Raw genomic sequence first — 23,636 nt, forward strand, 5'->3', positions numbered from 1 at the left:
AAACAATAAATTAAACATGAAAAAAACTACAATATTCTTCACTTTAATCTTATTTGTATTGAGCTTTACAACCATTTCAGCACAATCAAAATTTGATAAAGAAAAAACGGAAATCGGAACAATGCTCGACGGCTTCAATGTTGCAGCTGCAAAAGCAGATTTCAATGCTTATTTTAATTTTTATGCCGATGAGTCGACTTTTATCGGAACAGATGCAACTGAAGTTTGGGATAAAAAAGCGTTTATGATTTGGGCAAAACCTTATTTCGACAAAAAGAAAACCTGGAATTTTACTTCATTAAAAAGAAACATCTATTTCAGCAAAGACGGAAAACTGGCTTGGTTCGATGAGGTATTAGATACTCAAATGAAGATCTGCCGTGGTTCCGGCGTGGTTGAAAAAATAAACGGAGCCTGGAAAGTGAAACAATATGTGCTTTCAATGACAATTCCAAACGATGTGTCGGATAAAGTGGTTGCTGAAAAGGCTGCAATCGAAGATGTATTAATCCAAAAACTTAAGAAATAATGGCAGAGATGGTAGGTAGATACGGGAGCGGTAAATTTGGGAGAAGAAAAAAGCCAGATTTGTCCATGCCCAAAATCATCAATATGAGCATGGGGTTTTTGGGAATTCAGATGGCTTTTGGTTTACAGAACGGAAATGCGAGCAGGATTTTGGCCAATTTAGGAGCTGATGTTCACGAATTATCTTGGTTTTGGCTGGTTGCACCTTTTACAGGACTGATCGTTCAGCCGATTATCGGTCACATGGGCGACAATACCTGGAGCCCGTTAGGAAGAAGAAAACCTTATTTTTTAATTGGTGCAATCTTATGTGCAATCGGGTTGGTCTTGCTTCCCAATGCGGCAACGGTAACTCATATGTTTGCGGCAAATGCACTTTTATTGGCTGTTATTTTCCTTGCGATGATGGATGCTTCCGTGAATATTGCGATGGAACCTTTCAGAGCTTTGGTAGGTGATATGCTTCCAAAACATCAGGGAACATTAGGATTTTCAATTCAGACTATTTTAATTGGAATAGGGGCAGTTGTAGGTTCGTATGTTCCAAGTTTACTTACAAAATTAGGTGTCTCAAATGAAGCTCCAGAGGGTTTTGTGGGAGATAATGTGATCTATTCTTTCTATGTTGGAGCAGGAATACTCATACTAACGATACTTTACACGATTATTACCACCAAAGAATATTCACCAAAAGAATTTGCAGAGTTTGAAGATGGAAAAGAAGTAGTAGAAGAAAAATCGAAATTCAGCGATATTTTCAAGGATTTTGCCAACATTCCTACTCAAATGAAAAAATTGGGGATTGTTCAGTTTTTCTCATGGTTTGCGTTGTTTACGATGTGGGTTTTTACAACAAGTGCTTTAGCAACCCATCATTTTGGGCTTTCTCCTGAAGATACTCATTCAAAAGCCTTTAATAATGCGGGAGACTTAACGGGCGAATTATTCGGAATGTACAATCTTTGGGCAATTCCATTCGCTTTTTTATTAACTCCAATTGCCAAATGGATTGGAAAAAAACAGACTCATGCTCTTGCTTTAGCTTGTGGCGGATTAGGATTGATTTCAATGTATTTCATTAAAGACGTCAATCATCTTTGGATGTCTATGATAGGATTAGGATTTGCTTGGGCGAGTATTTTAGCAATGCCTTATGCGATGTTGATTGAGGTGATTCCACAAAGAAAAATGGGCGTTTACATGGGGATTTTTAATTTTTTTATTGTAATTCCACAGATCATTAACGGACTTTTCGGAGGCCCGATTGTAAGCAACATTTTTGGAAATCAGGCAATGGATTATGTTGTGGTTGGAGGAGCCTGCATGCTGATCGGAGCAGTAGTTACCATGATTTTCATTAAATCAGAAGACGAGACTCCAAAAGAAATTGAAGAGGAAATTCAGCAAGTGCATTTTTAAAATACAATTTCAATATCAATAAAACGGACTTCGGTTCGTTTTTTTTATTTAAAAATAAAATGTTAAAATAACAAAAAAACATTTGATGTAAAATTTGTAAAAAATTTTTTGAACAGAAATAAATCTTTAAAAAGAGTATCTTTCAAAAGAAAATATGAAATATTCCGTTTAATTCTTAAATTTGACTCATGCGAAAGAATCTTTATCTCATTATTATATCATTTTCTCTTGTGAGCTGTTACACCTACCAGGTTAAAAAACAGGTGGATACGACAATCGATAATAAGTCAGGATCTAAAAATACTGCAGGTCTTGCTAATAATACAACTGCACAAACGAAAAGTATAACAGCTCAAACACAAAATCCGAATTCACAACAAGCGCCTCCTCCGATCAATATTCAGGAGAAACTCACACCTAATAAAAATGTTAGAATTAATGTTGATGGCAAGAATTATAAAGTAATAGTTGACAAGTGGGAAAGTGACAGTCTGGTTGTACATCCGGTTCATAATTCTAAAAAAATTCTGAAATTCCATAAGAACCAGATCAATGGCGAGAAAATTGCTGAAAAACGTTTTTCACAACCCATAGCTGATATCATTACCGTTGTTGCATATGCCGGTATTGGTGTTTTAATCTATTCTCTCATCCGATAATTCTTACTTATTTAAATGAACGATAAATTTTAAAATCAAAATATTCAAAAAGCGGATTCATTAGGGTCCGTTTTTCATTTATTATGACGGATCAGTACTTAAACAAGTTCCAAATATACTTTCGCCAATAACCAAAATCATCTGCTTAGATCTGAGACATCTGTGGAGAATCATCAAAACAGACTTCATTCCGTTTTACAAAAGAATATCAAAATCCGCCTTTATTCAAAGCTTATCGATATAAAATTTCACATTAATTATAATACAGATTTTCAATTTCTATTCATACAATCTATTGAATTTTAATTTTTTATTAAGCTGGTCGTAACTTTTAATCTCTAATTTAGATAGATCAAATTAAGAAAAAATGTACGACGTCATTATAATAGGAAGTGGAGCAGGAGGAGCAACAATAGCATATCGATTGGCAGACAGCGGAAAAAAAATTCTCGTGATTGAAAGGGGAGATTACGTTCCCGTAGAAAAAGAAAACTGGGATTCTGTAGAAGTTTTCCAGAAAAACAGATATACAACAACAGATCTTTGGCTCGATAAACACGATAAACCGTTTCGCCCGGGAATGCATTATAACGTAGGTGGAAATACAAAATTTTATGGAGCTGCTTTGTTTCGTTTAAGAGAAGAAGATTTTAAAGAAATTCAGCATTATGGAGGGGTTTCGCCAGCTTGGCCTATTCAGTATGAGGACTTGAAGGGGTATTATCTTGAAGCAGAAAAACTTTTTCATGTTCATGGTAAAAGAGGATCAGACCCCACAGAACCCTATGATTCTGAGCCTTATCCAAATCCGCCAATACCGCATGAGCCGAGAATTCAGGAGGTTGTTGATGAATTAAATAATTATGGATGGCATCCGTTTGAATTACCGATTGGAGTTAATTTTAAACCTCATGAAACCGCAAATGCACCCTACACTTTAGACCGATTCGACGGTTTTCCCGATGCTGCAGAAAGAAAAGGTGATGCTCATCTTTGTTCGTTATCAAAGGCTTTGGAATATCCAAATGTAGAATTAATGGTGAATACAAAAGTGTTGCGATTAAACACCAATGAAGACGGAACCAAAATCACTGAAATTGTCGTAGAGCAGAACGGAGAAACAAAAACATTGACTTCTGATTTGATTATTCTTTCCGCAGGCGCAATCAATTCCGCGGCACTTCTTTTGGAAAGTAAAAATGAAAAATTCCCCAATGGACTTGCCAATTCTTCAGATCAGGTGGGCAGAAATTATATGTTTCATCAAAATACGGCATTGGTAGCATTGTACGCAGAGCCTAATTATACAAAATTTGGTAAAACATTCGGAGTTAATGATTTTTACCATGCCAATAAAGACTATGAATTTCCGTTAGGGCATATTCAAATGTTAGGAAAATCAGACGAACATCAGATTAAAGCCGACAGTCCAGTCGCAGCGCCGGGTTTTACTTTTGAATTAATGGCAGAACATGCTGTGGATTTTTGGCTGACTTCAGAAGATTTGCCCGATCCTGAAAATAGAGTGACGGTAGAAAACGGACAAATTAAAATCAGTTACAGTTCCAACAATCAAAAAGGGCATGAACTTCTGAAAGCTGAATTAATCAAAGCTTTGAAGGCTTCCGGTAAGTTTGAATCGTTTTTATTCAAAGGAATTTATTTCAGTAAAGGAATGGACATCGCTTCACCCGCCCATCAAAATGGAACGACAAAAATGGGACTAGAGCCAAAAACTTCAGTCGTAGACACCAATTGTAAAGCGCACGATCTTGATAATTTATATATCGTTGATGGCGGATTCTTCGTTTCAAGCGGTGCGGTAAATCCTGCGCTGACGATCATTGCAATGGCATTGAGAGTAGGAGATCACCTTAAAAGTAGTGTTCTGAAATCATGAATTCCAGAATAGCCCAAATCGTTATCATCTTTTTATTAGCTTTCTTTACGGGAGTTAATTTTGTCGTGTTTCCGGCTTTAGGAACGGCATTTACGGATTCTTCGCTTTTTGGTCTGTCATCGTCACAGTTTGGAAATTTATTCATTCCGCAGGTGATTTGTATTATTATTTCGTGTTTGGGAGCGCCGTTTTTGGTGAATAAATTCGGTCCGAAAATCGTTTTGGTGGCAGGACTGTTATTAATGATTACTTCAACAGGAATTTTGTGGACGCTTCAGTTTTTTATGAATGATAAATCCCTATTATTTCCGATATTAATGATTTTGGTGGCGTTCACGGGCTTAGGCTTTGGATTATCCATTACAACTTTGAATCCTCTGGCAGCAAGTCTGTTTGAAAAACAAAAATCTTCCGCAATTTTAATATTGCAGTTTTTGGTTGGTCTAGGAACTTCAACCTCTCCAATGATGATGAATTTAATTGGAAATGTAAAAAACTGGATATACGTTCCGGCAAGCATTTTTATTTTAGTTTCAATAATTTTCGTTCTGTTTTTATTTTTAAAACTGGAAAAAGGAACATTTTTCGAACTTCCCAAACATTTTAAAATTCCTGCAAAACTGTGGATTTTCTTTATGGCGATCGTTTTGTACGGCTTTATTGAAGGAACTTTCGGAAGTTTTGGAGCAATAATTCTCAAAAATCAGGGATTAGACAATAATAAAGCGAGTTTGGGATTATCATTATTCTGGGGCGGAATTGCCTTAAACCGTTTACTTTTCGGAATTTTTTCAAAAAATAATGATCTGTCTTATGTATTTCTGTTCTCTCCTTTAATTGTCGCAGGATTACTTTTGATTCTACTAATATATCCAAATGTAAGTCTCATCGTATTAATGATGTTTATGATCGGATTTTTCATGGGAAGTATATTTCCTGGATCTATCGGTTGGGGAACGGTAGAATTTCCGACGTTGTCCGTTTTAGTGTCCGGATTTTTAATGGCAGCCAACCAAATCGGAACCGGAATTATCACCAATGTTTTAGGAAATTTTTCTAATCAAACCAATATTATTTTCCGGTTTTTAATTGTCTGTATGATTTTCATTTGCGCTTTACTTTTCTATTTAAAGAGAAATTCTAAAATAAAAGAGGCCTTTTAAAATAGCAAAAGAGAATCAGCTCAAATTTGCTTCTTCAATGAAACCATTGTACCCGGAGAGATGAAAACCTCGACATCTGTAATTCCGGAGAATCCGAATAATGGTCTTACATAATGCTCTATATTTTCGATCAATCCGTACAATTGCTTATGACTCATTTTTTCGGAGCTATTTCCCGCTTTCCGTTACAATCTTTTTTTTCAAAAAAGGATTTTCTCTCCAATCGGGGCTAGGGTAGTTGCCGTCTTTTCAATTATTCCCGTCATTTCGAGGAGCGAAGCAACGAAGCAATCTCATTAAAAATTGATATTTTCAATATTAATAAAAGCTCTTTGCGTTTAAAACAGCCGTCCAAAAGTCTCTTACCTTTCTTACCTTACATCAACATTTTTCCAACCAACAACCCATAAATTTGTATCATAAATAATCACAATATGAAAACAGTATATCATAAAGCAGATACAAGAGGTCACGCCAATCACGGTTGGTTAAATTCTTACCACACCTTCAGTTTTGCGAACTATCAAAATAGAGAAAGAAGTAACTTTGGCGTTTTAAGAGTATTGAATGACGACACCGTTTCTCAGGGAATGGGTTTCGGAACACATCCTCATAAAAATATGGAAATCATTTCAATCCCTTTGGAAGGCGATTTGGAACATAAAGATTCTATGGGAACGACTGCAGTGATCAAAAAAGGAGAAATTCAGGTGATGAGCGCAGGAACTGGCGTAATGCACAGCGAATACAACAAAAATAAAGATGAAGCGGTAAAATTCTTACAGATCTGGGTTTTCCCCAAAGAAGAAAATGTTGAACCAAGATATGATCAAAAAAGCATCAAAGAAGGCGAAAAAATCAACGGGTTTCAACAGATCTTATCACCAGACAAAAACGACGACGGTGTTTGGATTCATCAGGATGCTTGGTTTAATTTAGCCAATTTTACCAAAGGAAACGGCAAAAATTATACGCTTAACAAAAAAGGAAACGGCGTTTATGCTTTTGTATTAAAAGGAAGCGCAAAAGTGGGTGACAGAATTTTAAATGAAAGAGACGGATTAGGAATCTGGGATACTCAAAGCTTTAATATCGAAGCAATCGAAGACACAGAAATCCTTTTAATGGAAGTCCCAATGGAATTACCTTCTTATCTTAAATAATAACTAAATTTGCAAACTTTAAACAGATAAAAATATAATGAAAATTTTAGCAGTAGCAGGAAGTAATTCTGACACATCAATCAATAGACAATTGGTAACTTACGCAACAACATTATTCGAAAACGCTGAAGTGGAAATCGTTGACATGAACGATTTTGAAATGCCAATTTACAAACATCAAAGAGAAGTAGAAAGCGGAATTCCGCAGCAGGCAGAAGACTTTGCATCAAAAATTGACAGCGCAGATGTTCTTTTGGTTGCACTTTCTGAGCATAACGGAACGTATTCCTCAGCATTCAAAAATGTGTTCGACTGGACTTCAAGAATAAAGCCCAGAGCAGTATGGAATGAAGTTCCGATGTTGTTGATGGCGACAGCTCCGGGAGCTAGAGGTGGTTTAGGAGTTTTAGAAGCTGCAGCAAAACGTTTCCCTCTTCATGGAGGAAATATCGTTGATACCTTTACGCTTCCTTTCTTTAATGATAATTTTGACAAAGCGGCTCAAAAAATTTCCAATGAAGAGAAAGACAGCGAATTAAGAGAAAAAATTCAGAAGATTTCGGCTATTGAAACGATCCTTGAAAAATAGGTTTGAATATTAATTTAAAATTAATATCTTTGCAAAAAGAAAAAAGATGAAAATTCAGTCCACTTTCAAAGAATGTTTCTCCATAAAAGGGAAAACTGTGGGCACTGAAATTCTGAGATAAAATAACGGCCGATAATCTACCAAGATTGTCGGCTTTTTTATTTTCTAAAATTGATATAAAAAGACAATATAATGTACCAATTTATCAATGTGCCAACTTAATTGAAAGCATTGTTACATTGTTAAACTGATACATTGCTAGATTATTTTAAATATTATGAGCAACACGTACAAATCAGCAGGAGTAGACAAAGAAGAAGGATACAAAACCGTTGACAAGATCAAAAAAGCGGTTGGGGAAACTCACAATTCCAATGTATTGAATCATTTGGGAAGTTTTGGGGCTTTCTATGAAATCGGAGGATACAAAAATCCTGTTTTGGTTTCAGGAACTGATGGAGTGGGAACGAAGCTGAAAGTAGCTTTAGATTCTAAAAAATACGATTCTATCGGAGTAGATTGTTTTGCAATGTGTGCGAATGACATCCTTTGTCACGGTGCAAAACCATTGTTCTTTTTAGATTATTTGGCTTGCGGAAAGTTAGATTCCGAAATCGCTGCTGAGATCGTTTTAGGAATGGTAGCAGCTTGTAAAGATAACAACTGTGCATTGATTGGTGGTGAAACTGCTGAAATGCCGGGAATGTACAAGCCTGGAGATTATGATGTTGCAGGATTCTGTGTAGGAATTGTTGAAAAAGATCAGATTATCGACGGTTCTAAGATCAAACCGGGTAACAAAATTATTGCGCTACCAAGTTCAGGATTCCACTCAAACGGATTCTCTTTGGTAAGAAAAGTATTCCCGAATTTTGAAGAAGAATTCGAAGGAAAACCTTTATATGAGACGCTTTTAGTTCCAACTAGATTATATTACAAAGATATTCACAAAGTAATTGAAGAAGTACAGGTTGCAGGTATCGCTCACATTACGGGTGGTGGATTGTACGAAAACATTCCAAGAATTATCGGTGACGGATTGTGTGCTTCAATCGATGCTTCAAAAATCAAAATTCCTAGTATTATGTTGGAATTAGAAAAAAGAGGTGGCGTAGCTCGTGAAGAGATGTTCGGAACATTCAACATGGGTGTCGGAATGATCGTTGTAGTTGATGCAGAACACGCAGAAAAAGTATTACACCTTCTGGACGATGCTTACGAGATCGGAGAAATTACAGAAGGAGGCGAAAAGATCAAATTATCAATATAACAATTTATCGATGTACCAGTGTACCAATTGAATTCATTGTTACATTGCTAAACTGATACATTGTTACATTAATTTTATGAAAAACATAGTTATACTTGTTTCTGGTTCAGGTTCCAATCTTCAGAGAATTATCGATACCATTGATAATGGAGAAATCCAGAATGCAAAAGTATCTTTGGTTGTTGCCGACAGAGAATGTTACGGATTGGAAAGAGCCCAAAATCACAATATAGAACACGTTCTGATTCCGAGAGGAAAAAACTTCAGCAGCGAATTGAGTAAAATCATTCCTGAAAATACAGATTTAATTGTATTGGCAGGATTTTTATCAATCCTAAAACCTGAATTTTGTGAAAACTGGAGCGGAAAAATAATCAACATCCATCCGGCTTTACTTCCAAAATACGGAGGAAAAGGAATGTGGGGACATCATGTTCACCATGCGGTTATTGAAGCTAAAGAAAAAGAAAGTGGAGCAACCGTACATTTTGTGACTCCGGGAATCGATGAAGGAGAAGCAATTCTACAAAAATCATTCGCTGTAACAGAAGATGATACTCCCGAAACGGTAGCAGAAAAAGTTCATTTAGTTGAATATGAAATTTTCCCAATTGCGATCAATAAAGTATTAGGAAACTAATTTTAGCGCTCTTTGCGTTAAAAAACTAATATTTAGTATTAGAGCTGTCATGCTGAGCGAGTCGAAGCATCTCTTTAATCAAATTAAAAAAACACATTTAGATTTTAAATATTTCGAAAAAAAGCAAAAAATCTAAGTAAAATAAAGTAAAATCGGAGGTGAAAGACCCGATTTACAGTTTGAAATAGCTGTGAAAAGTAAAAAATTGAAAGTAAAATGAGTAAAAAGAGAGTTTTAATCAGTGTTTCTGACAAAGGCGGATTGATAGAATTTGCACAGTTTTTGGAAGCCCAGAATTACGAATTGATTTCTACAGGAGGGACATTCAAACATTTGAAAGATGCTGGTTTAAATCCAATTCAGATTGATGAGGTTACTAATTTCCCTGAAATGTTGGACGGTAGAGTAAAAACTTTACACCCGAAAGTTCATGGAGGTTTGTTGGCTGTTCGTTCAAGTGAAGAGCACATGAAGACGGTTAAAGAACATGGAATTGATTTGATCGACATGGTTATCGTCAACCTATATCCTTTCTTTGAAAATGTTAACAAAGACATTTCATTACACGAAAAGGTAGAGTTTATCGATATCGGAGGTCCGTCAATGCTTCGTTCGGCAGCTAAGAATTTTGATTCTGTAACGGTTATTACTGATGTTGAAGATTACGCAGCAGTAAAAATTGAAATGGAACAAAACGGTGATACTTACATCGAAACACGTAAAAAGTTAGCAGGTAAAGTATTCAATCTTACTTCGGCTTATGATGCTGCTATTTCAAGAATGCTTTTAGATGAAGATTATCCAACTTATTTAAACGCATCTTACAAAAAAGTTTCTGACCTGAGATATGGTGAAAACCCACATCAGACGGCTGCTTACTATGTTTCTACTTTCGAGAACGGAGCAATGAAAGATTTCGAACAATTGGGAGGTAAAGAATTGTCTTTCAACAATCTTCGTGATATGGATCTTTGCTGGAAAGTGGTAAACGAATTCAAAGAAGAAATGGCTTGTTGTGCAGTGAAGCATTCTACACCTTGTGGAGTTGCGATCGGAACTTCAGCATTGGAAACGTACCAAAAAACTTTTGAGTGTGATCCTATTTCTATCTTTGGCGGAATTGTTGCTACCAACTACAAGGTTGACGCTGCAACAGCTGAAGAATTAAACAAAACTTTCTTGGAAATCGTTATGGCTCCTGATTTTGATGAGGATGCTTTGGAAATTTTAAGAAAAAAGAAAAATTTAAGAATCATTAAAATAATTAATGCGGTCTCTGACCGTCAGACTTGGGTGAAGGTTGATGGCGGAATATTAGTTCAGGACAACGACAGTATCTTCTCTGATGATATTAAAGTGGTTACTGAAACTCAGCCGACAGAAGAGCAGAAGAAAGCTTTGCTTTTCTCTCAGAGAGTAGTGAAATACGTTAAATCAAACGCAATTGTTGTTTCAAACGGAATCCAGGCTTTCGGAATCGGTGGCGGACAGGTTAACAGAATCTGGGCGACTCAGCAGGCTATTGAAAGAGCAAAAGGAAAATTCACAGGAGATCTAGTTTTAGCTTCTGATGCATTTTTCCCTTTCCGTGACGTAGTTGATTTCTGCGCTCAGGAAGGTATCACAGCTATTATTCAGCCGGGAGGAAGTGTAAAAGACCAAGACAGCATCGAGGCAGCGAATGAGCATGGCATTCCGATGATGTTTACTGGTGTTAGACATTTTTTCCATTAATTAAAATAGAATTAAAATTATATTTTGAGATTGTTTTTTTAACATTCAAAATTATATATTTGTAATATTATAGACTAGTTAATTAAATAAAGTATGAGAATATTAATCATAGGTGAAGGTGGAAGAGAGTCTGCTTTGGCAGCTAAACTTCAAAATGACTCGAGAGTTTCTAAAATGTTTTTTGCAAACGGAAACGCTACTACCGATGTAATAGGGAAAAATGTTCATTTATCAGAGATTAAAGAACTTAGAGATTTTGCCATTAAAGAAAAAGTAGATCTTACGATCGTAGGTCCTGAAGCTCCGCTTGTAGCAGGGTTGAAGGATGAGTTTAAGAAGCACGATCTTAAAGTTTTTGGTCCGAATCAAAAAGTAGCAAGTCTTGAAGGAAGTAAGGCTTTCTCTAAAAAATTCATGCAGACCTATGATATCAAGACAGCAAAAGCTGTGGTATTTGATTCATATAACGAAGCTAAAGAATATGTACAAACTCAGGAATATCCTCTAGTGATCAAGGCGAGTGGTTTGGCAGGCGGAAAAGGTGTTGTAATTTGCGACACGTTGGAAGAAGCTGAAGCTACGATTCACGATTTCATGATCAGAAGAATCTATGGAGACGCAGGTATCCGTTTGGTTATTGAAGAATTTTTAGAAGGTTTTGAAGCTTCTATCATTGCATTCTCAAACGGTGAAAAATTATTCCCTTGTATTGCTGCAAAAGATTATAAAAAAGCTGGAAACGGTGATACAGGACCGAACACAGGAGGTATGGGATCTGTGGCACCAAGCCCGGAATTTACAGCAGAACACGCTGCAGATTTCGAACAAAATATTTTAGAACCTACTGTAAAAGGTCTTAAAGCTGAAGGTTTCAGTTTCAAAGGAATTATCTTCTTCGGATTGATGGTAACTAAGAAAGGAACTTACCTACTTGAGTACAATATGAGATTCGGTGATCCTGAAACTCAGGTATTGATGGCTTTAATGGAAAACAATCTGTTAGACGTTATCAACGACTGTATGGAAGGAAGAGACATTGAGCTTAAGTTTAAAGACGAAAAAGCGATTTGTCTTGTAATGTGTTCTGGAGGTTATCCTAGAAACATTGAGACAGGTTTTGAGATCGTAGGCGAAGATAAAGTAAAACACAGTCAGCTGTTATATGCAGGAGCTATCAAAAAAGGCGACAAAGTCGTTTCCAATGGTGGCAGAGTGCTGAACATTGTGGCTACAGGAGCAACTTACGATGATGCCCGCAAGAAAGTATACGAAGATGCAGGACATGTACACTTCGATTACAGTTTCTACAGAGAAGATATCGGGAAGTTTTAATAAAAATCACGAAAAAAGATTTGGAACATTTCCAAGTCTTTTTTTGTAAAACGTTTCATCAATAGGATCGGGCTGAATAAGCAAGTTCTAAAGACACTTAAGGTGAGCCCTGAAGGGGCGAAACTATAATAGCTCCGGGTGAAACCCGGATAAAAATCATTTATCAATCATCATTTATCAATTATAAAATGAATAACGGTATTATCATATTAGATTTCGGATCTCAGTACAACCAGCTTATCGGAAGAAGAATCCGTGAGATGGGAGTATATTCTGAAATTTTACCTTTCAATACGCCATTAGAAACTATTTTAGAAAAGCAGCCGAGAGGAATTATCCTTTCCGGCGGACCAAGTTCTGTGAATGCAGAAAATGCTCATTTAGTTGAAAAAGAATTATACGAGCAGGGAATTCCTGTGTTGGGAATTTGCTACGGAATGCAGTTAACGGCACATCTTTTAGGCGGAAAAGTAAATAAAGGTGAAAAAGGAGAGTACGGAAAAGCTCATTTAGATATCATTAAAGAAAGTTCTTTATTAAAAGGGGTAACTCAAAACTCTGTAGTTTGGATGAGCCACTTTGATGAGGTTGGAGAATTGCCGACAGGTTTTGAATTAAACGCAAAATCTGGTGTAATTGCTTCTATTTCTAATGAAGATAAGAAAATCTATTGCGTACAGTTCCACCCTGAGGTTTCTCATACTGAGGAAGGTGGTAAAATGTTGGAAAATTTCGTTTTCTCAATCTGTAATGCAGAGAAAAACTGGAAACTGACCAATTATATCGAAAAAACAGTTGCAGAAATCCGTGAAACAGTAGGTGACAATAAAGTGATACTTGGTCTTTCTGGAGGAGTAGATTCTTCTGTAGCAGCCGTTTTAATTCACAAAGCAATTGGTGATCAGTTGCAGTGTATCTTCGTTGATACAGGTTTATTGAGAAAGAATGAAGACGTAAAAGTAATGGAAAATTACGGCGAGCATTTTAATATGAATATTAAATTGGTTGACGCTTCAGAAAGATTCTTATCTAAATTAGCCGGAGTTGACGATCCTGAACAAAAAAGAAAGATCATCGGAAACGAATTTATTCATGTTTTTGATGAAGAATCTCATAAAATCGAAGGTGCTAAATTCTTGGCACAGGGAACAATTTACCCTGACGTTATCGAAAGTCAGTCGGTGAACGGACCTTCAGCAGTAATCAAGTCTCACCACAACGTTGGCGGACTTCCGGAAGAAATGGAATTTGAGCTGTTGGAGCCTTTAAGAGAGCTTTTCAAGGATGAAGTAAGAAAAGTTGGGGAAGAATTAGGTATTCCTCATCATTTGGTACACAGGCACCCTTTCCCTGGTCCAGGTTTAGGAATCAGAATTTTGGGAGCTGTAGATGCTGAAAAAGTGAAAATCCTTCAGGAAGCTGATGATATTTTCATTGAGGAATTATATAAAAATGACCTTTACGAGAAAGTTTCTCAGGCATTCGTAGTTTTACTTCCTGTAAAATCTGTTGGAGTGATGGGTGATGAAAGAACATATGAATATACTGCGGTTGTTCGTTCTGCCAACACCATCGACTTTATGACAGCAACATGGAGCAGACTTCCTTACGAGTTTTTAGATACTGTTTCAAGCAGAATCATCAACGAAGTAAGAGGAATCAACAGAGTAGCTTACGATATTTCAAGCAAACCACCTGCAACTATTGAGTGGGAATAATCTTGATTTAATTTAAAATATAAATCCTGTTCTTATGAGCAGGATTTTTTTGTTTCAAATATCTTATTTTAAATTAAGGAAAGCATAGGCTCAAAAGCATGATAGTACACATTCTCTTTCCAAGGAAATTTTGCTGTAATCTCATCATTATCCAAAAAATCTCTCACTGAAAATTCATCATCCTGAAAGAAAATTTCATCAACACGACCATCTTCGTTATATGTAAATTTAATTGTGGGAATTGTTTCATTTTCAAATTCATACTCAAATATGGAAGGATCACCATAAAAGTTTTTAAACTTATCCGTTTTGTTTCCCGTTAATAGATCTATTGAACAGCCTGCTAATTTTCTATTTCTTTCATCAAATATAGAAATAGCTTTACCATGCAAACTGCCGTTACGATACAAAATAGAATCCCATTGAGTTTCTCCTTTATCGTTAGCTTTTTTATTATAATGAAACGTCCAGGGCTTACCAAACGATCCGATATCTATATGATTGGTAATTACTTCCGGTAAAATATCTTCCGGAGAGAGATAAACTTCTCCTCCTAACTGTTCAACCTCCTTCGTTCTGTAATTTTTAGAAAACCGCTCTATTTTTTTAAGTTCATGGGTTGTACTGTCATAGGTCAAACGGTTAAATTCTGAAAATTGATCAAGCTGTTTTTGTGAAGTTTCGTTATTATTTTCATCGGTGTATTTTATATAAGTATCCAAATCCATTATAGTTTCTAGGTAATTTTCCTTAAATTTAGGTAAAATTACATGATATGCAAATAGACACACGTACACTGACGGTTCAGGATTACGATGAATTGGTAGTGACAATGAAGCGTGCTTATCCTCAAATGTCTGAATCTATATGGTCAAAAAAAAGTATAGAAAAACTGACTAGAATTTTTCCTCAAGGTCAAATTTGTATCACAGTAGATGGTAAATTGGCTGCGGTTGCCCTTTCCATTATCGTTAATTATAATGAATTTGGGGATGATCATACCTACGTTGATATCACAGGAAATTATACTTTTAATACCCACTTATCAACGGGAGATGTTTTGTATGGAATTGAAGTTTTCGTTGATCCCGAATATCGCGAATTACGTCTGGGAAGAAGACTTTACGATGCCAGAAAAGAGCTTTGTGAACTGCTCAATCTTAAATCCATTGTTTTGGGTGGAAGAATCCCGAATTACCATAAATACAGCCATGAACTTTCAGCCAGAGATTATATCCGAAAAGTAAGAGATAAGGAAATTTATGATCCTGTTTTGTCTTTTCAGTTATCGAATAATTTTCTGCCAATTAAGGTTTTAAAAAAATATCTTCCGGAAGATGAATCTTCAAAAGAAAATGCCGTTTTATTGCAATGGAATAACGTCTATTACAGTAAAAAACCAAATACCATGCAGGACAGCATCATTCGTTTAGGATTGGTGCAGTGGCAGATGAGACATTTTAAAGATATTAATGCTTTCTACGAACAGGTTGAGTTTTTTGTGAATGTGATGGGCGATTACAAATCAGATTTTGTGCTTTTCCCTGAGCTTTTCAATACGCCTTTATTAGCGCCTTTCAATAAACTTTCAGAAAGAGACAGTATGATCGAATTGGCTAAACTGACGGAACAAATCAAGGCTAAAATTTCAGAATTGGCGATTAGCTACAACGTCAATATTATTTCCGGAAGTATGCCTGTTTTTGAAAATAATGATCTGTATAATGTGAGTTATCTTCTTCATCGTGACGGAAGAGTAGACGAATACCGTAAAATTCATATCACTCCAAACGAAAGAAAATACTACGGAATGAAGGGCGGAAGCGAAATAAAAGTTTTCGATACCGACTGCGGAAAAATTGGTCTTGTGATCTGTTACGATGTAGAGTTTCCGGAACTTCCGAGAATTTTGGCAGATCAGGGCATGAAGATTTTATTTGTTCCTTATCTTACCGATACCCAGAATGCCTACATAAGAGTTCGCCATTGTGCAGCAGCCCGAGCTATTGAGAATGAATGTTATGTTGCCATCGCGGGTTGTGTAGGAAATTTACCGGGGGTTAATAATATGGATATTCAGTTTGGCCAGGCGGCAGTGTTTACTCCATCTGATTTTCCTTTTCCATCAAATGCTATAAAAGGGGAGGCAACTCCTAATACGGAAATGACTTTGATTGTTGATGTTGATTTAAATTTATTGAAAGATCTTCACTACAACGGTTCTGTTCAGATTTTGAAAGACAGACGAAATGATCTTTACGAAACCTATCTTAAGTAAATCTGTTTTAGGTTAAAAATATAGTAATCCTGCTTTTTAAAAGCGGGATTTTTTATGATTAAAAATAAAATATTTACTCTCAATTATTACAAAAAAATAAGCTCCCATTTCTGAGAGCTTATTCTATTTTAAAGATAATTTACTATTATTCTTTGATGAATTTCTTTTGGGCAGTACCCTTAACATCATCGATATCTATCACATAAACTCCGTTGATCAAATTACTTACATTGATCTTGTTGTTTAAGATAATTCCCGCTGATACTATTTGTCCTGCTGCATTGTAGATCTTATAATTAGATCTAGAACTTGTATTTTTCACATTCAATGTAGTTTTTACCGGGTTAGGATAAATCATGATATCCGTCTGGTTTGTTGCATTAGGAACAGGAGTTTTAGAAATTCTCACTGTATAATCTTCAACTTCTCCGTTTGCAAAACTTGTACAGTTTACAGGGATACCGTCTCTCTGCATTGCTACTCTCATGACAACATATTTGAAGTCAGTTAAGCTGATAAATGCATCCGTTGGTACGCTGAACGTTCCTTTAACAGGAGTCGTTGTACTAGGAGGTGAAGCAAGGATTCTTTCATTAATATCGAAAGTTCCGTTTCTGTCAAAGTCGATCCAAACAGCAATACCCTCATTGTTGTTAGTCCCTAACCAAGATTTTTCAATAGCAATTTCGTTGCCTGTAGAACCTTGAATCAATTCGATGAATTTAGCAGGAACAGCCGTATAATCTGTATAAGTAGATCCTACTGAAGTGTTTTCCATTAATGGCTTACCGTTTGGCTTTACAGTTACTTTTGAAATAAATTCATTAGCTGCACTTGTAGAAGACATTGGACAGTAAGTTACTGTTGGCGTTGTAAACAAATATGGAGGAGTGAAAGTTCCTGGAGTTCCACTACAGATATTGGCAACCTGCATTTCATATTTAGTTAATTCCAATAACCCTGTCAATGTAAGAGTATTCGTTGACACTGATACATTTGTCCAGCTCGGAATACCTACTTTTCTATATCTCAAGATATAAGTTGCTCCCGGGAACGGATCCCAAACCACAACTGCTGTAGTAGGAGTAAGGTTAGTGATCGTTAATCCTGGAGGAGCGATATCACATGTTCTCTCAGTCGTAAATACTTTAGGGTTAGACCAAGGGTTAAGCGTAGTAGTTCCGTCACATTTGTTTGCGATCTGTACTTCATATGAAGTATAAACAGCTAAATTCTGAAGTGTGTATGTATTTGCAGGAGCTAATGGTAAAGCTATTTCAGCATTTGGCCATCCTGTAGTACCCACTTTTCTCCATCTTAATGTATATGATGAACTAGCCGCAAGCGGAGCCCAGGTAATCAATGCAGATGTTGTCGTAATATTACTTATTGTAACATTTGGTGGAGTAGGATCACATTTTGTTGTAAACTGATTATGTGAGAATACACCAGGTGTTGCGTTACAAACTGCAGCGACTTCTACTTCGTATAATGTTGCAGCTAATAAGTTGGTTAAGTTATAAGTGTTATTCGCTGTATTTACGGCAGCTACACTTGCTGTAGACCAAGGTGCTGTAGAACCAACAGGTCTGTATCTGATACTATAACTAGCACCTCCGATATCCTGAGGCCAAGTAATGGTTGCAGAATTATAAGTAATAGAAGCAGGCGTTACTGTTACTACAGGCGTTGCATTACTGCAAATACGCAGTACAATATTATCAATAGCCGCAGGAGGCTGAGTACCACCACTGCCATCATTTTTCCATTCAAATACAAGACGCATTGTAGTACCGGCAAAACTGCTGATATTTAAGTTGGCATTAGAATATGACTGCCAGGTTGCTTGTTGATTATAGTTAGTTCCTAACTGTATTCTACCTGTTCCGGCAGTAATTTGAGTTCCGGCAGCCGGCATATAAGACGCAGGTACCAACCAAACTCTTAAATAATCGAAAGTACTTTCTCCAACTGCTTTCCAGTCGAATGAGAATGTTGCGATCGTTGTTCCGGCAGGAACAGTAATATCTCTGTATGCATGCACCGTACTTATAGCACTTGTAATTGTATAAGAATTGGTAACACCATTATCATTTGAGATATAAATAGATTTTCCAGGGTTTCCTGTAGCAGTACCATAGAACCATTTGTTAATCTGAGTTCCACTTGTAAATCCTAAATCATTAGTGGTTGTGAAATCCTGAAGATAAGGAATCGTTGCAGGGATCTGTGTCGTTGTAAAACTAGGACCGGCAACCCAAAGACTACGGTCTGTAGGACTACAAACAGAACGCACCCACCAGTAATAAGTTGTATTCGGTGTTAATGGAGTTAAGTTTGTCGTAGTTGTAGCAGATGCTCCTGTAGGTGCTGTAGCAGCAACCGGCGGAACACTTGATGTGCTTAAATAATATTGATATCCATTTGCAGGAACCTGAGTAGGAGCCGTCCAGTTAATTGTAGCATTTGTTGCTCCAACAGTTGGTACAGCCATTCCTGTAGGTACAAAACAAGTAGGAATAAACAAGTTGATGTTATCAATCGCAGCAGGAGGAGTAGTACCACCGCCACCATCGTTTCTCCATTCAAATACCAAACGCATTGTAGCACCTGCAAAGCTGGTTAAAGTTACGTTTGTATTAAGATAATTCTGCCAGGCAGTTTGGTTGCTAAATTCACCACCAATCTGTATTCTACCTGTTCCGGCAGTAATCTGAGTTCCGGCAACAGGCATGAAAGTTGAAGGAACCATCCATACCCTTAGGTAGTCCCATCCGGTTTCACCTAATGATTTCCAGTCAAATGCCAAAGTAGCAATAGTTGTACCTGCAGGGATTGTAATATCTCTGTAAGCATGTACTACACTTGCAGCACCTGAAATTGTATAATTATTGGTAACTCCGTTATTATTAGAGATATAAACTGAATTCGCAGCATTACCTGTTGCAGATCCATAAGCCCATTTGTTGGTTTGTCCGGCACTTGTAAATCCTAAATCATTACTTGTATTGAAACTTTGAGTATATGGAAGAGTTGCAGGTATCTGTCCTGTTGTAAAACTAGGACCGGCAACCCAAATACTGTTATCAGTAGAACTACAAACAGAACGTACCCACCAGTAATAAGTAGTATTCGGTGTTAATGGAGTTAAGTTCGTCGTTGTTGTAGCAGAAGTTCCTGTAGGTGCTGTTGCAGCAACAGGTGGAGTGCTTGATGTGCTTAAATAATAAGCATATCCATTTCCGGGAGCCGGAGTTGGAGCTGTCCAGCTAATTGTAGCATTCGTTGCTGTTACAGTAGGCACAGCCATTCCTGTAGGGACAAAACAAGTTGGAATAAATAAGTTGATATTGTCAACAGCAGCCGGAGGAGTAGTACCACCGCCGCCATCATTTCTCCATTCAAATACCAAACGCATTGTAGTACCTGCAAAGCTGGTTAACGTTACGTTTGTATTAAGATAATTCTGCCAGGCAGTTTGGTTGCTAAATTCACCACCAATCTGTATTCTACCTGTTCCGGCAGTAATCTGAGTTCCGGCAACAGGCATAAAAGTTGAAGGAACCATCCATACTCTTAGGTAGTCCCATCCGGTTTCTCCTAAAGATTTCCAGTCAAATGCCAGGGTAGCAATAGTTGTACCGGCAGCAACTGTAATATCTCTGTAAGCATGTGCTACACTTGCAGCACCTGAAATTGTGTAATCATTGGCAACTCCATTATTATTTGAAACATAAATAGAGTTTCCTGCATTACCTGTAGCTGAGCCATAAGCCCATTTGTTAACTTGTCCAACACTTGTAAATCCTAGATCATTACTTGTATTGAAGTTTTGAGTATATGGGATTGTAGTTGGGATCTGTCCTGTTGTAAAACTTGCACCGGCAACCCAAATACTGTTATCAGTAGAACTACATACAGAACGTACCCACCAGTAATAAGTAGTATTAGGAGTTAGAGGATTTAAGTTGGCAGTTGTTGTAGCAACAGTTCCCGTAGGAAGCGTAGCAGAAGTAGGCGGAACACTTGATGTGCTTAAATAATAAGCGTATCCATTTGCCGGAGCCGGAGTTGGAGCTGTCCATGAAATAGTAGCTGTCGTAGCAGTAATTGCAGATGGAGCTGTTGGTGTCGGCACAAAACAAGTTGGAATAAACAAGTTGATATTGTCAATCGCAGCAGGAGGGGTAGTACCGCCACCGCCGTCATTTCTCCATTCGAATAGCAAACGCATTGTACCTCCGGCAAAACTGCTGATATTCAAGTTTGTATTAAGATAAGTCTGCCAGGCAGTTTGATTGCTGAATTCAGCACCAATCTGGATTCTTCCTGATCCTGCAGTTGTTAAAGTACCTGGTGTAGGAGTGTAGGTAGTTGGTACCATCCAGACCTTTAAATAATCCCAGCTTACTTCACCTAAAGACTTCCAGTCAAATGTAATCGTAGCTATAGTAGATCCTGCAGGAATTGTTATGTCTCTATAAGCCTGGACTGTACTTGCTGCACCTGCGGTGGTGTAAGCATTTGTAACTCCATTATCATTTGAGATATAAAGAGAATTTGCTGCATTACCTGCCGCAGAACCATAAAACCATTTGTTTGGCTGAGTTCCGTTGGTTAAGGTAAGATCATTTGCTGTCGAAAAATTTTGTGTGTAGGGGAGTGTTGCAGGTGCCTGTCCATAGGCCCTCGACAGGAAACCTACATTAATCAGACACAGAAGAAGTACTAAAAGAGTAGAAAGTTTCTTCATAAGTTATTGTTATTAATATTAATTATGCAAATCTAAATGGTTTTTTACGAATATATAGTATATAACACAATGTTTTTTATAAAAATTGTATAAAGAATCCATAAAGATTTTAGGACTGAAAGTTGTTAAATAGTTGAATATTGAAAGATAAACGCTCTATGCTTAATTTTAGTATTTAATTTTAAAGTTAAAATCTCATAAAAAATGTTTATTATCTTTATTAATAGAGTTTTTACCAATAAAAAGGTTAAAGACTTTTTTACTAAAAATTCGGCAGCGCTATAGTTCTGTTTTCATATACAAAACAGAACATTATATAAAACAAAACCCACCGCAATTTTGCGATGGGTTATTTTTATCTACTCAAAGTCACAGACTTTGCGCAGCGGGGTATATATTATTGATTTATAAATCTTATAAAAAATGTAATAATACGTTCTTTTTATTTTTCTCATAATTTTTATAAAAAAGAAATTAAAAATTGGAGCATTGAAAATTCAATACTCCAATTGTAATGCTCTAATTATTTATGATTTACATCACTTATAGAATCTTTAATTCTTTGAGATTCAATATATTCTTTAGAATATGGACCTGTATGATTCTTTTTAGCTCTTTCAAATAATAAGTAATATGAAAAAATTAGATTAATAACTACTAAAGCAACTAAACTCCAAACTATTATCCCTCCTTTTTTATTTAATTCCTCAGGTAATTCATCAAACTCTTTGTTATATTTTTTCCATACATCTATATGAATAAAAGAAAAATAGTTTAATACAAAAATAATTGTAAGCGGAATAAAAACAATAGGTTGTTGAATAGTTAATTGGCCACTAGATTTTTCGGTTATTAATAAAAAATAATTCCCAATTGATAATAATAGCCAAATTTCTAAAGTCCCTATAGCAATAATTGTTTTAAAGTCCGTTAAAAATTGTCCCCCTAGCATTTCAGAAGTATAAACTATCGATTTATAAATCTTATAGTAAAAATAATAATATGCTCTTTTTATCTTTTTCATAATTGTTTATTTTGGTTCATGGGCTCCCATTATATTATATCTATAAGGACCAGCCTGATTAAATCCTTCATCTAACATTTTTTGGTCGATATTGACACCATTAAAGAATCCAGGCCATCCTGAACCACTTGAGCCATCATAGAAATTATCAACTCCAAAATAAAGTGTTCCAACGGATGCTCCAACTGGTCCTCCCCAATTTCCAACAACTCCCATTACTGTATTTAATCCAAATTTCGCAGGATGAACAGAATTTGCAGAGTTTGGATTATCTAGATAATTTAAAACTCCAATTCCATCAAAAGCTACACCTAAGAAAAACGAAGCAGTACCTAATCCTTCACCAATTTTACCAATTTTAGAAAATGGTAGTGTGGCATCGGTCATTGCTGCTTTACCAAATTGGCTAAGATTTCTGCCTTTTAGAGCATAATTCACAGATATACCTCTCCTAACTCCTTGTTTATATAATTGACGAGATTGTACAATTCCAGCAAACCCTGTCAAAATAGCTCCCGTACCAAAAAACCAGTTTCCTTTACCTGCAGCACCATACCAGTTTTGAGATGGTGTTTGTGTAGGTACCATAGGTGGTGGCATATTTTGTATCATTGGAGCCTGTATTACACTTCCTCCATTACATACTAAGCAATTAGAAGGCATCATTACCAATGCTGGGGTAGAGTTGATTGTTCCGCTTTTATTAACAACCACTTCTTCTATAGGATGTGGATTATTGGCTCCTCCTAATGAGTTGGGAGGTATTACAGGTTCTCCTTTCAATCCTGTTGGGTCAACAAACATAATTGGATTATTGTAAGCATATCCATAAGGATCAATGGTTGATTCACTTAATGGATCATGTGTTCCAAATCTTCCTACATCCGGCATATAGAAACGGGCATTCATATCATAAATCCCGGATTCCTGTAATTCCTGACCTAAGAATTTATATGACTTATAACTTCCTTGTCCAAAATATGCATTTCCTGTTTTCAAATGATTCATCCCGAAAGGATAGTAATCATTATTATCTACAATTTCAAGAACGCCTGTGCTGTTTCTTCCGAAACTTAATCTTACATTTCCTAAATGGTCTGTGTAGCTGTAAATATATTGATTTTTCTGATAATCATAAAATCCTTCTGCAGTTGGAAAAAACTGTAAATCCGGTGTTTTAGCATCAACAATAATTCCGCCACCTCCAAATGGGGGATCAATAGTCGGGTCAATAGGCCCTATAGGTCCATCAAGAGAAAAAGCCTGTGGCTCCATCGCTCTTGCTGTCATCATTTCAAATTCCGGGCCTCCTCCAGGACCTCCTCCTGAAGTCGTGATTTCTTTTTTGTAATACTGAAAACCATCCAGATAATCTGTCTTTTCTATTGTGGTGGTAAGGGTATTATATCCTGCAACACTGTTTACGGCATTTTTTTCCAGCTTTATTCCATCTGCTCTGTACATGG

The 23,636-nt window shown here is 36.5% G+C and carries 18 protein-coding genes; 13 read left to right on the top strand and 5 right to left on the bottom strand.

The annotated features are described in order from the left end of the window. Positions 1 to 16 precede the first annotated feature (16 nt). The 5 genes from BT156_RS16235 to BT156_RS16255 all read left to right on the top strand — a co-directional run bounded on the left by BT156_RS16235 (position 17) and on the right by BT156_RS16255 (position 5,669). Entirely contained in the window at positions 17 to 529 is a 513-nt protein-coding gene (locus BT156_RS16235) for a nuclear transport factor 2 family protein (RefSeq protein WP_072411632.1), read from the top strand. Then, on the top strand, positions 529 to 1,947 hold the full coding sequence (locus tag BT156_RS16240; protein ID WP_072411634.1) for an MFS transporter: 1,419 nt from the start codon (positions 529 to 531) through the stop codon (positions 1,945 to 1,947). Before BT156_RS16235 ends, BT156_RS16240 begins: the two co-directional genes overlap by 1 nt. A gap of 188 nt (positions 1,948 to 2,135) precedes the next feature. Continuing rightward, positions 2,136 to 2,606 (top strand): hypothetical protein, encoded by a 471-nt coding sequence (locus BT156_RS16245; RefSeq protein ID WP_072411636.1) that lies wholly within the window; start codon positions 2,136 to 2,138, stop codon positions 2,604 to 2,606. Positions 2,607 to 2,973: 367 nt separating this feature from the next. After that, on the top strand, positions 2,974 to 4,506 hold the full coding sequence (locus tag BT156_RS16250; RefSeq protein ID WP_072411638.1) for a GMC oxidoreductase: 1,533 nt from the start codon (positions 2,974 to 2,976) through the stop codon (positions 4,504 to 4,506). Further along, a complete protein-coding gene (locus BT156_RS16255) occupies positions 4,503 to 5,669 on the top strand; it encodes an MFS transporter (protein WP_072411640.1) in 1,167 nt (388 codons plus the stop codon). The genes BT156_RS16250 and BT156_RS16255 overlap by 4 nt, the downstream gene beginning before the upstream one ends. A gap of 20 nt (positions 5,670 to 5,689) precedes the next feature. Here the strand turns inward: BT156_RS16255 and BT156_RS22195 are convergent, their stop codons facing one another. Continuing rightward, the gene (locus BT156_RS22195) at positions 5,690 to 5,827 is read right to left on the bottom strand and encodes a hypothetical protein (protein ID WP_170857332.1); all 138 of its coding nucleotides are present in this window, start codon (positions 5,825 to 5,827) and stop codon (positions 5,690 to 5,692) included. A 276-nt stretch (positions 5,828 to 6,103) separates the two neighbouring features. On the opposite strand from BT156_RS22195, the gene BT156_RS16260 reads away from it, so the two are divergent. From BT156_RS16260 to guaA, 7 genes are all read left to right on the top strand, one after another. Continuing rightward, positions 6,104 to 6,832, top strand: coding sequence for a pirin family protein (locus BT156_RS16260; RefSeq protein ID WP_072411642.1), 729 nt, complete (start codon positions 6,104 to 6,106; stop codon positions 6,830 to 6,832). A gap of 37 nt (positions 6,833 to 6,869) precedes the next feature. Further along, entirely contained in the window at positions 6,870 to 7,421 is a 552-nt protein-coding gene (locus BT156_RS16265) for an NADPH-dependent FMN reductase (RefSeq protein WP_072411644.1), read from the top strand. Between the two features lie 277 nt (positions 7,422 to 7,698). Then, positions 7,699 to 8,691, top strand: a complete 993-nt coding sequence (gene purM / locus BT156_RS16270; protein WP_072411646.1) for a phosphoribosylformylglycinamidine cyclo-ligase — start codon at positions 7,699 to 7,701, stop codon at positions 8,689 to 8,691. A 76-nt stretch (positions 8,692 to 8,767) separates the two neighbouring features. Continuing rightward, positions 8,768 to 9,331, top strand: a complete 564-nt coding sequence (gene purN / locus BT156_RS16275) for a phosphoribosylglycinamide formyltransferase (RefSeq protein ID WP_072411647.1) — start codon at positions 8,768 to 8,770, stop codon at positions 9,329 to 9,331. 216 nt (positions 9,332 to 9,547) lie between these two features. After that, on the top strand, positions 9,548 to 11,065 hold the full coding sequence (gene purH, locus BT156_RS16280; RefSeq protein ID WP_072411648.1) for a bifunctional phosphoribosylaminoimidazolecarboxamide formyltransferase/IMP cyclohydrolase: 1,518 nt from the start codon (positions 9,548 to 9,550) through the stop codon (positions 11,063 to 11,065). 93 nt (positions 11,066 to 11,158) lie between these two features. Beyond that, positions 11,159 to 12,397, top strand: a complete 1,239-nt coding sequence (gene purD / locus BT156_RS16285) for a phosphoribosylamine--glycine ligase (protein WP_066750336.1) — start codon at positions 11,159 to 11,161, stop codon at positions 12,395 to 12,397. A gap of 188 nt (positions 12,398 to 12,585) precedes the next feature. Next, on the top strand, positions 12,586 to 14,115 hold the full coding sequence (guaA, locus tag BT156_RS16290; protein ID WP_072411649.1) for a glutamine-hydrolyzing GMP synthase: 1,530 nt from the start codon (positions 12,586 to 12,588) through the stop codon (positions 14,113 to 14,115). A 68-nt stretch (positions 14,116 to 14,183) separates the two neighbouring features. Here the strand turns inward: guaA and BT156_RS16295 are convergent, their stop codons facing one another. After that, positions 14,184 to 14,843: a hypothetical protein gene (locus BT156_RS16295; protein WP_072411650.1), complete on the bottom strand. Its 660-nt coding sequence runs from the start codon at positions 14,841 to 14,843 to the stop codon at positions 14,184 to 14,186. A gap of 47 nt (positions 14,844 to 14,890) precedes the next feature. Between BT156_RS16295 and BT156_RS16300 the strand changes: the two genes are divergently transcribed. Continuing rightward, the gene (locus BT156_RS16300) at positions 14,891 to 16,393 is read left to right on the top strand and encodes a carbon-nitrogen hydrolase family protein (protein WP_072411651.1); all 1,503 of its coding nucleotides are present in this window, start codon (positions 14,891 to 14,893) and stop codon (positions 16,391 to 16,393) included. A gap of 145 nt (positions 16,394 to 16,538) precedes the next feature. On the opposite strand, the gene BT156_RS16305 is transcribed toward BT156_RS16300, so the two are convergent. The 3 genes from BT156_RS16305 to BT156_RS16315 form a co-directional block, all read right to left on the bottom strand. Next, positions 16,539 to 21,146 carry a fibronectin type III domain-containing protein gene (locus BT156_RS16305; protein ID WP_072411652.1) on the bottom strand — a complete coding sequence of 1,536 codons (4,608 nt, stop codon included), beginning with the start codon at positions 21,144 to 21,146 and terminating at the stop codon, positions 16,539 to 16,541. 523 nt (positions 21,147 to 21,669) lie between these two features. After that, entirely contained in the window at positions 21,670 to 22,170 is a 501-nt protein-coding gene (locus tag BT156_RS16310; protein WP_139255502.1) for a hypothetical protein, read from the bottom strand. 6 nt (positions 22,171 to 22,176) lie between these two features. Further along, positions 22,177 to 23,636, bottom strand: a 1,460-nt coding sequence (locus tag BT156_RS16315; RefSeq protein ID WP_072411654.1) for an RHS repeat domain-containing protein, incomplete at its 5' end; no start/stop codon positions are given.

Source organism: Chryseobacterium limigenitum, from assembly GCF_900114875.1.
GTDB classification, from domain to species: Bacteria; Bacteroidota; Bacteroidia; order Flavobacteriales; family Weeksellaceae; genus Chryseobacterium; species Chryseobacterium limigenitum.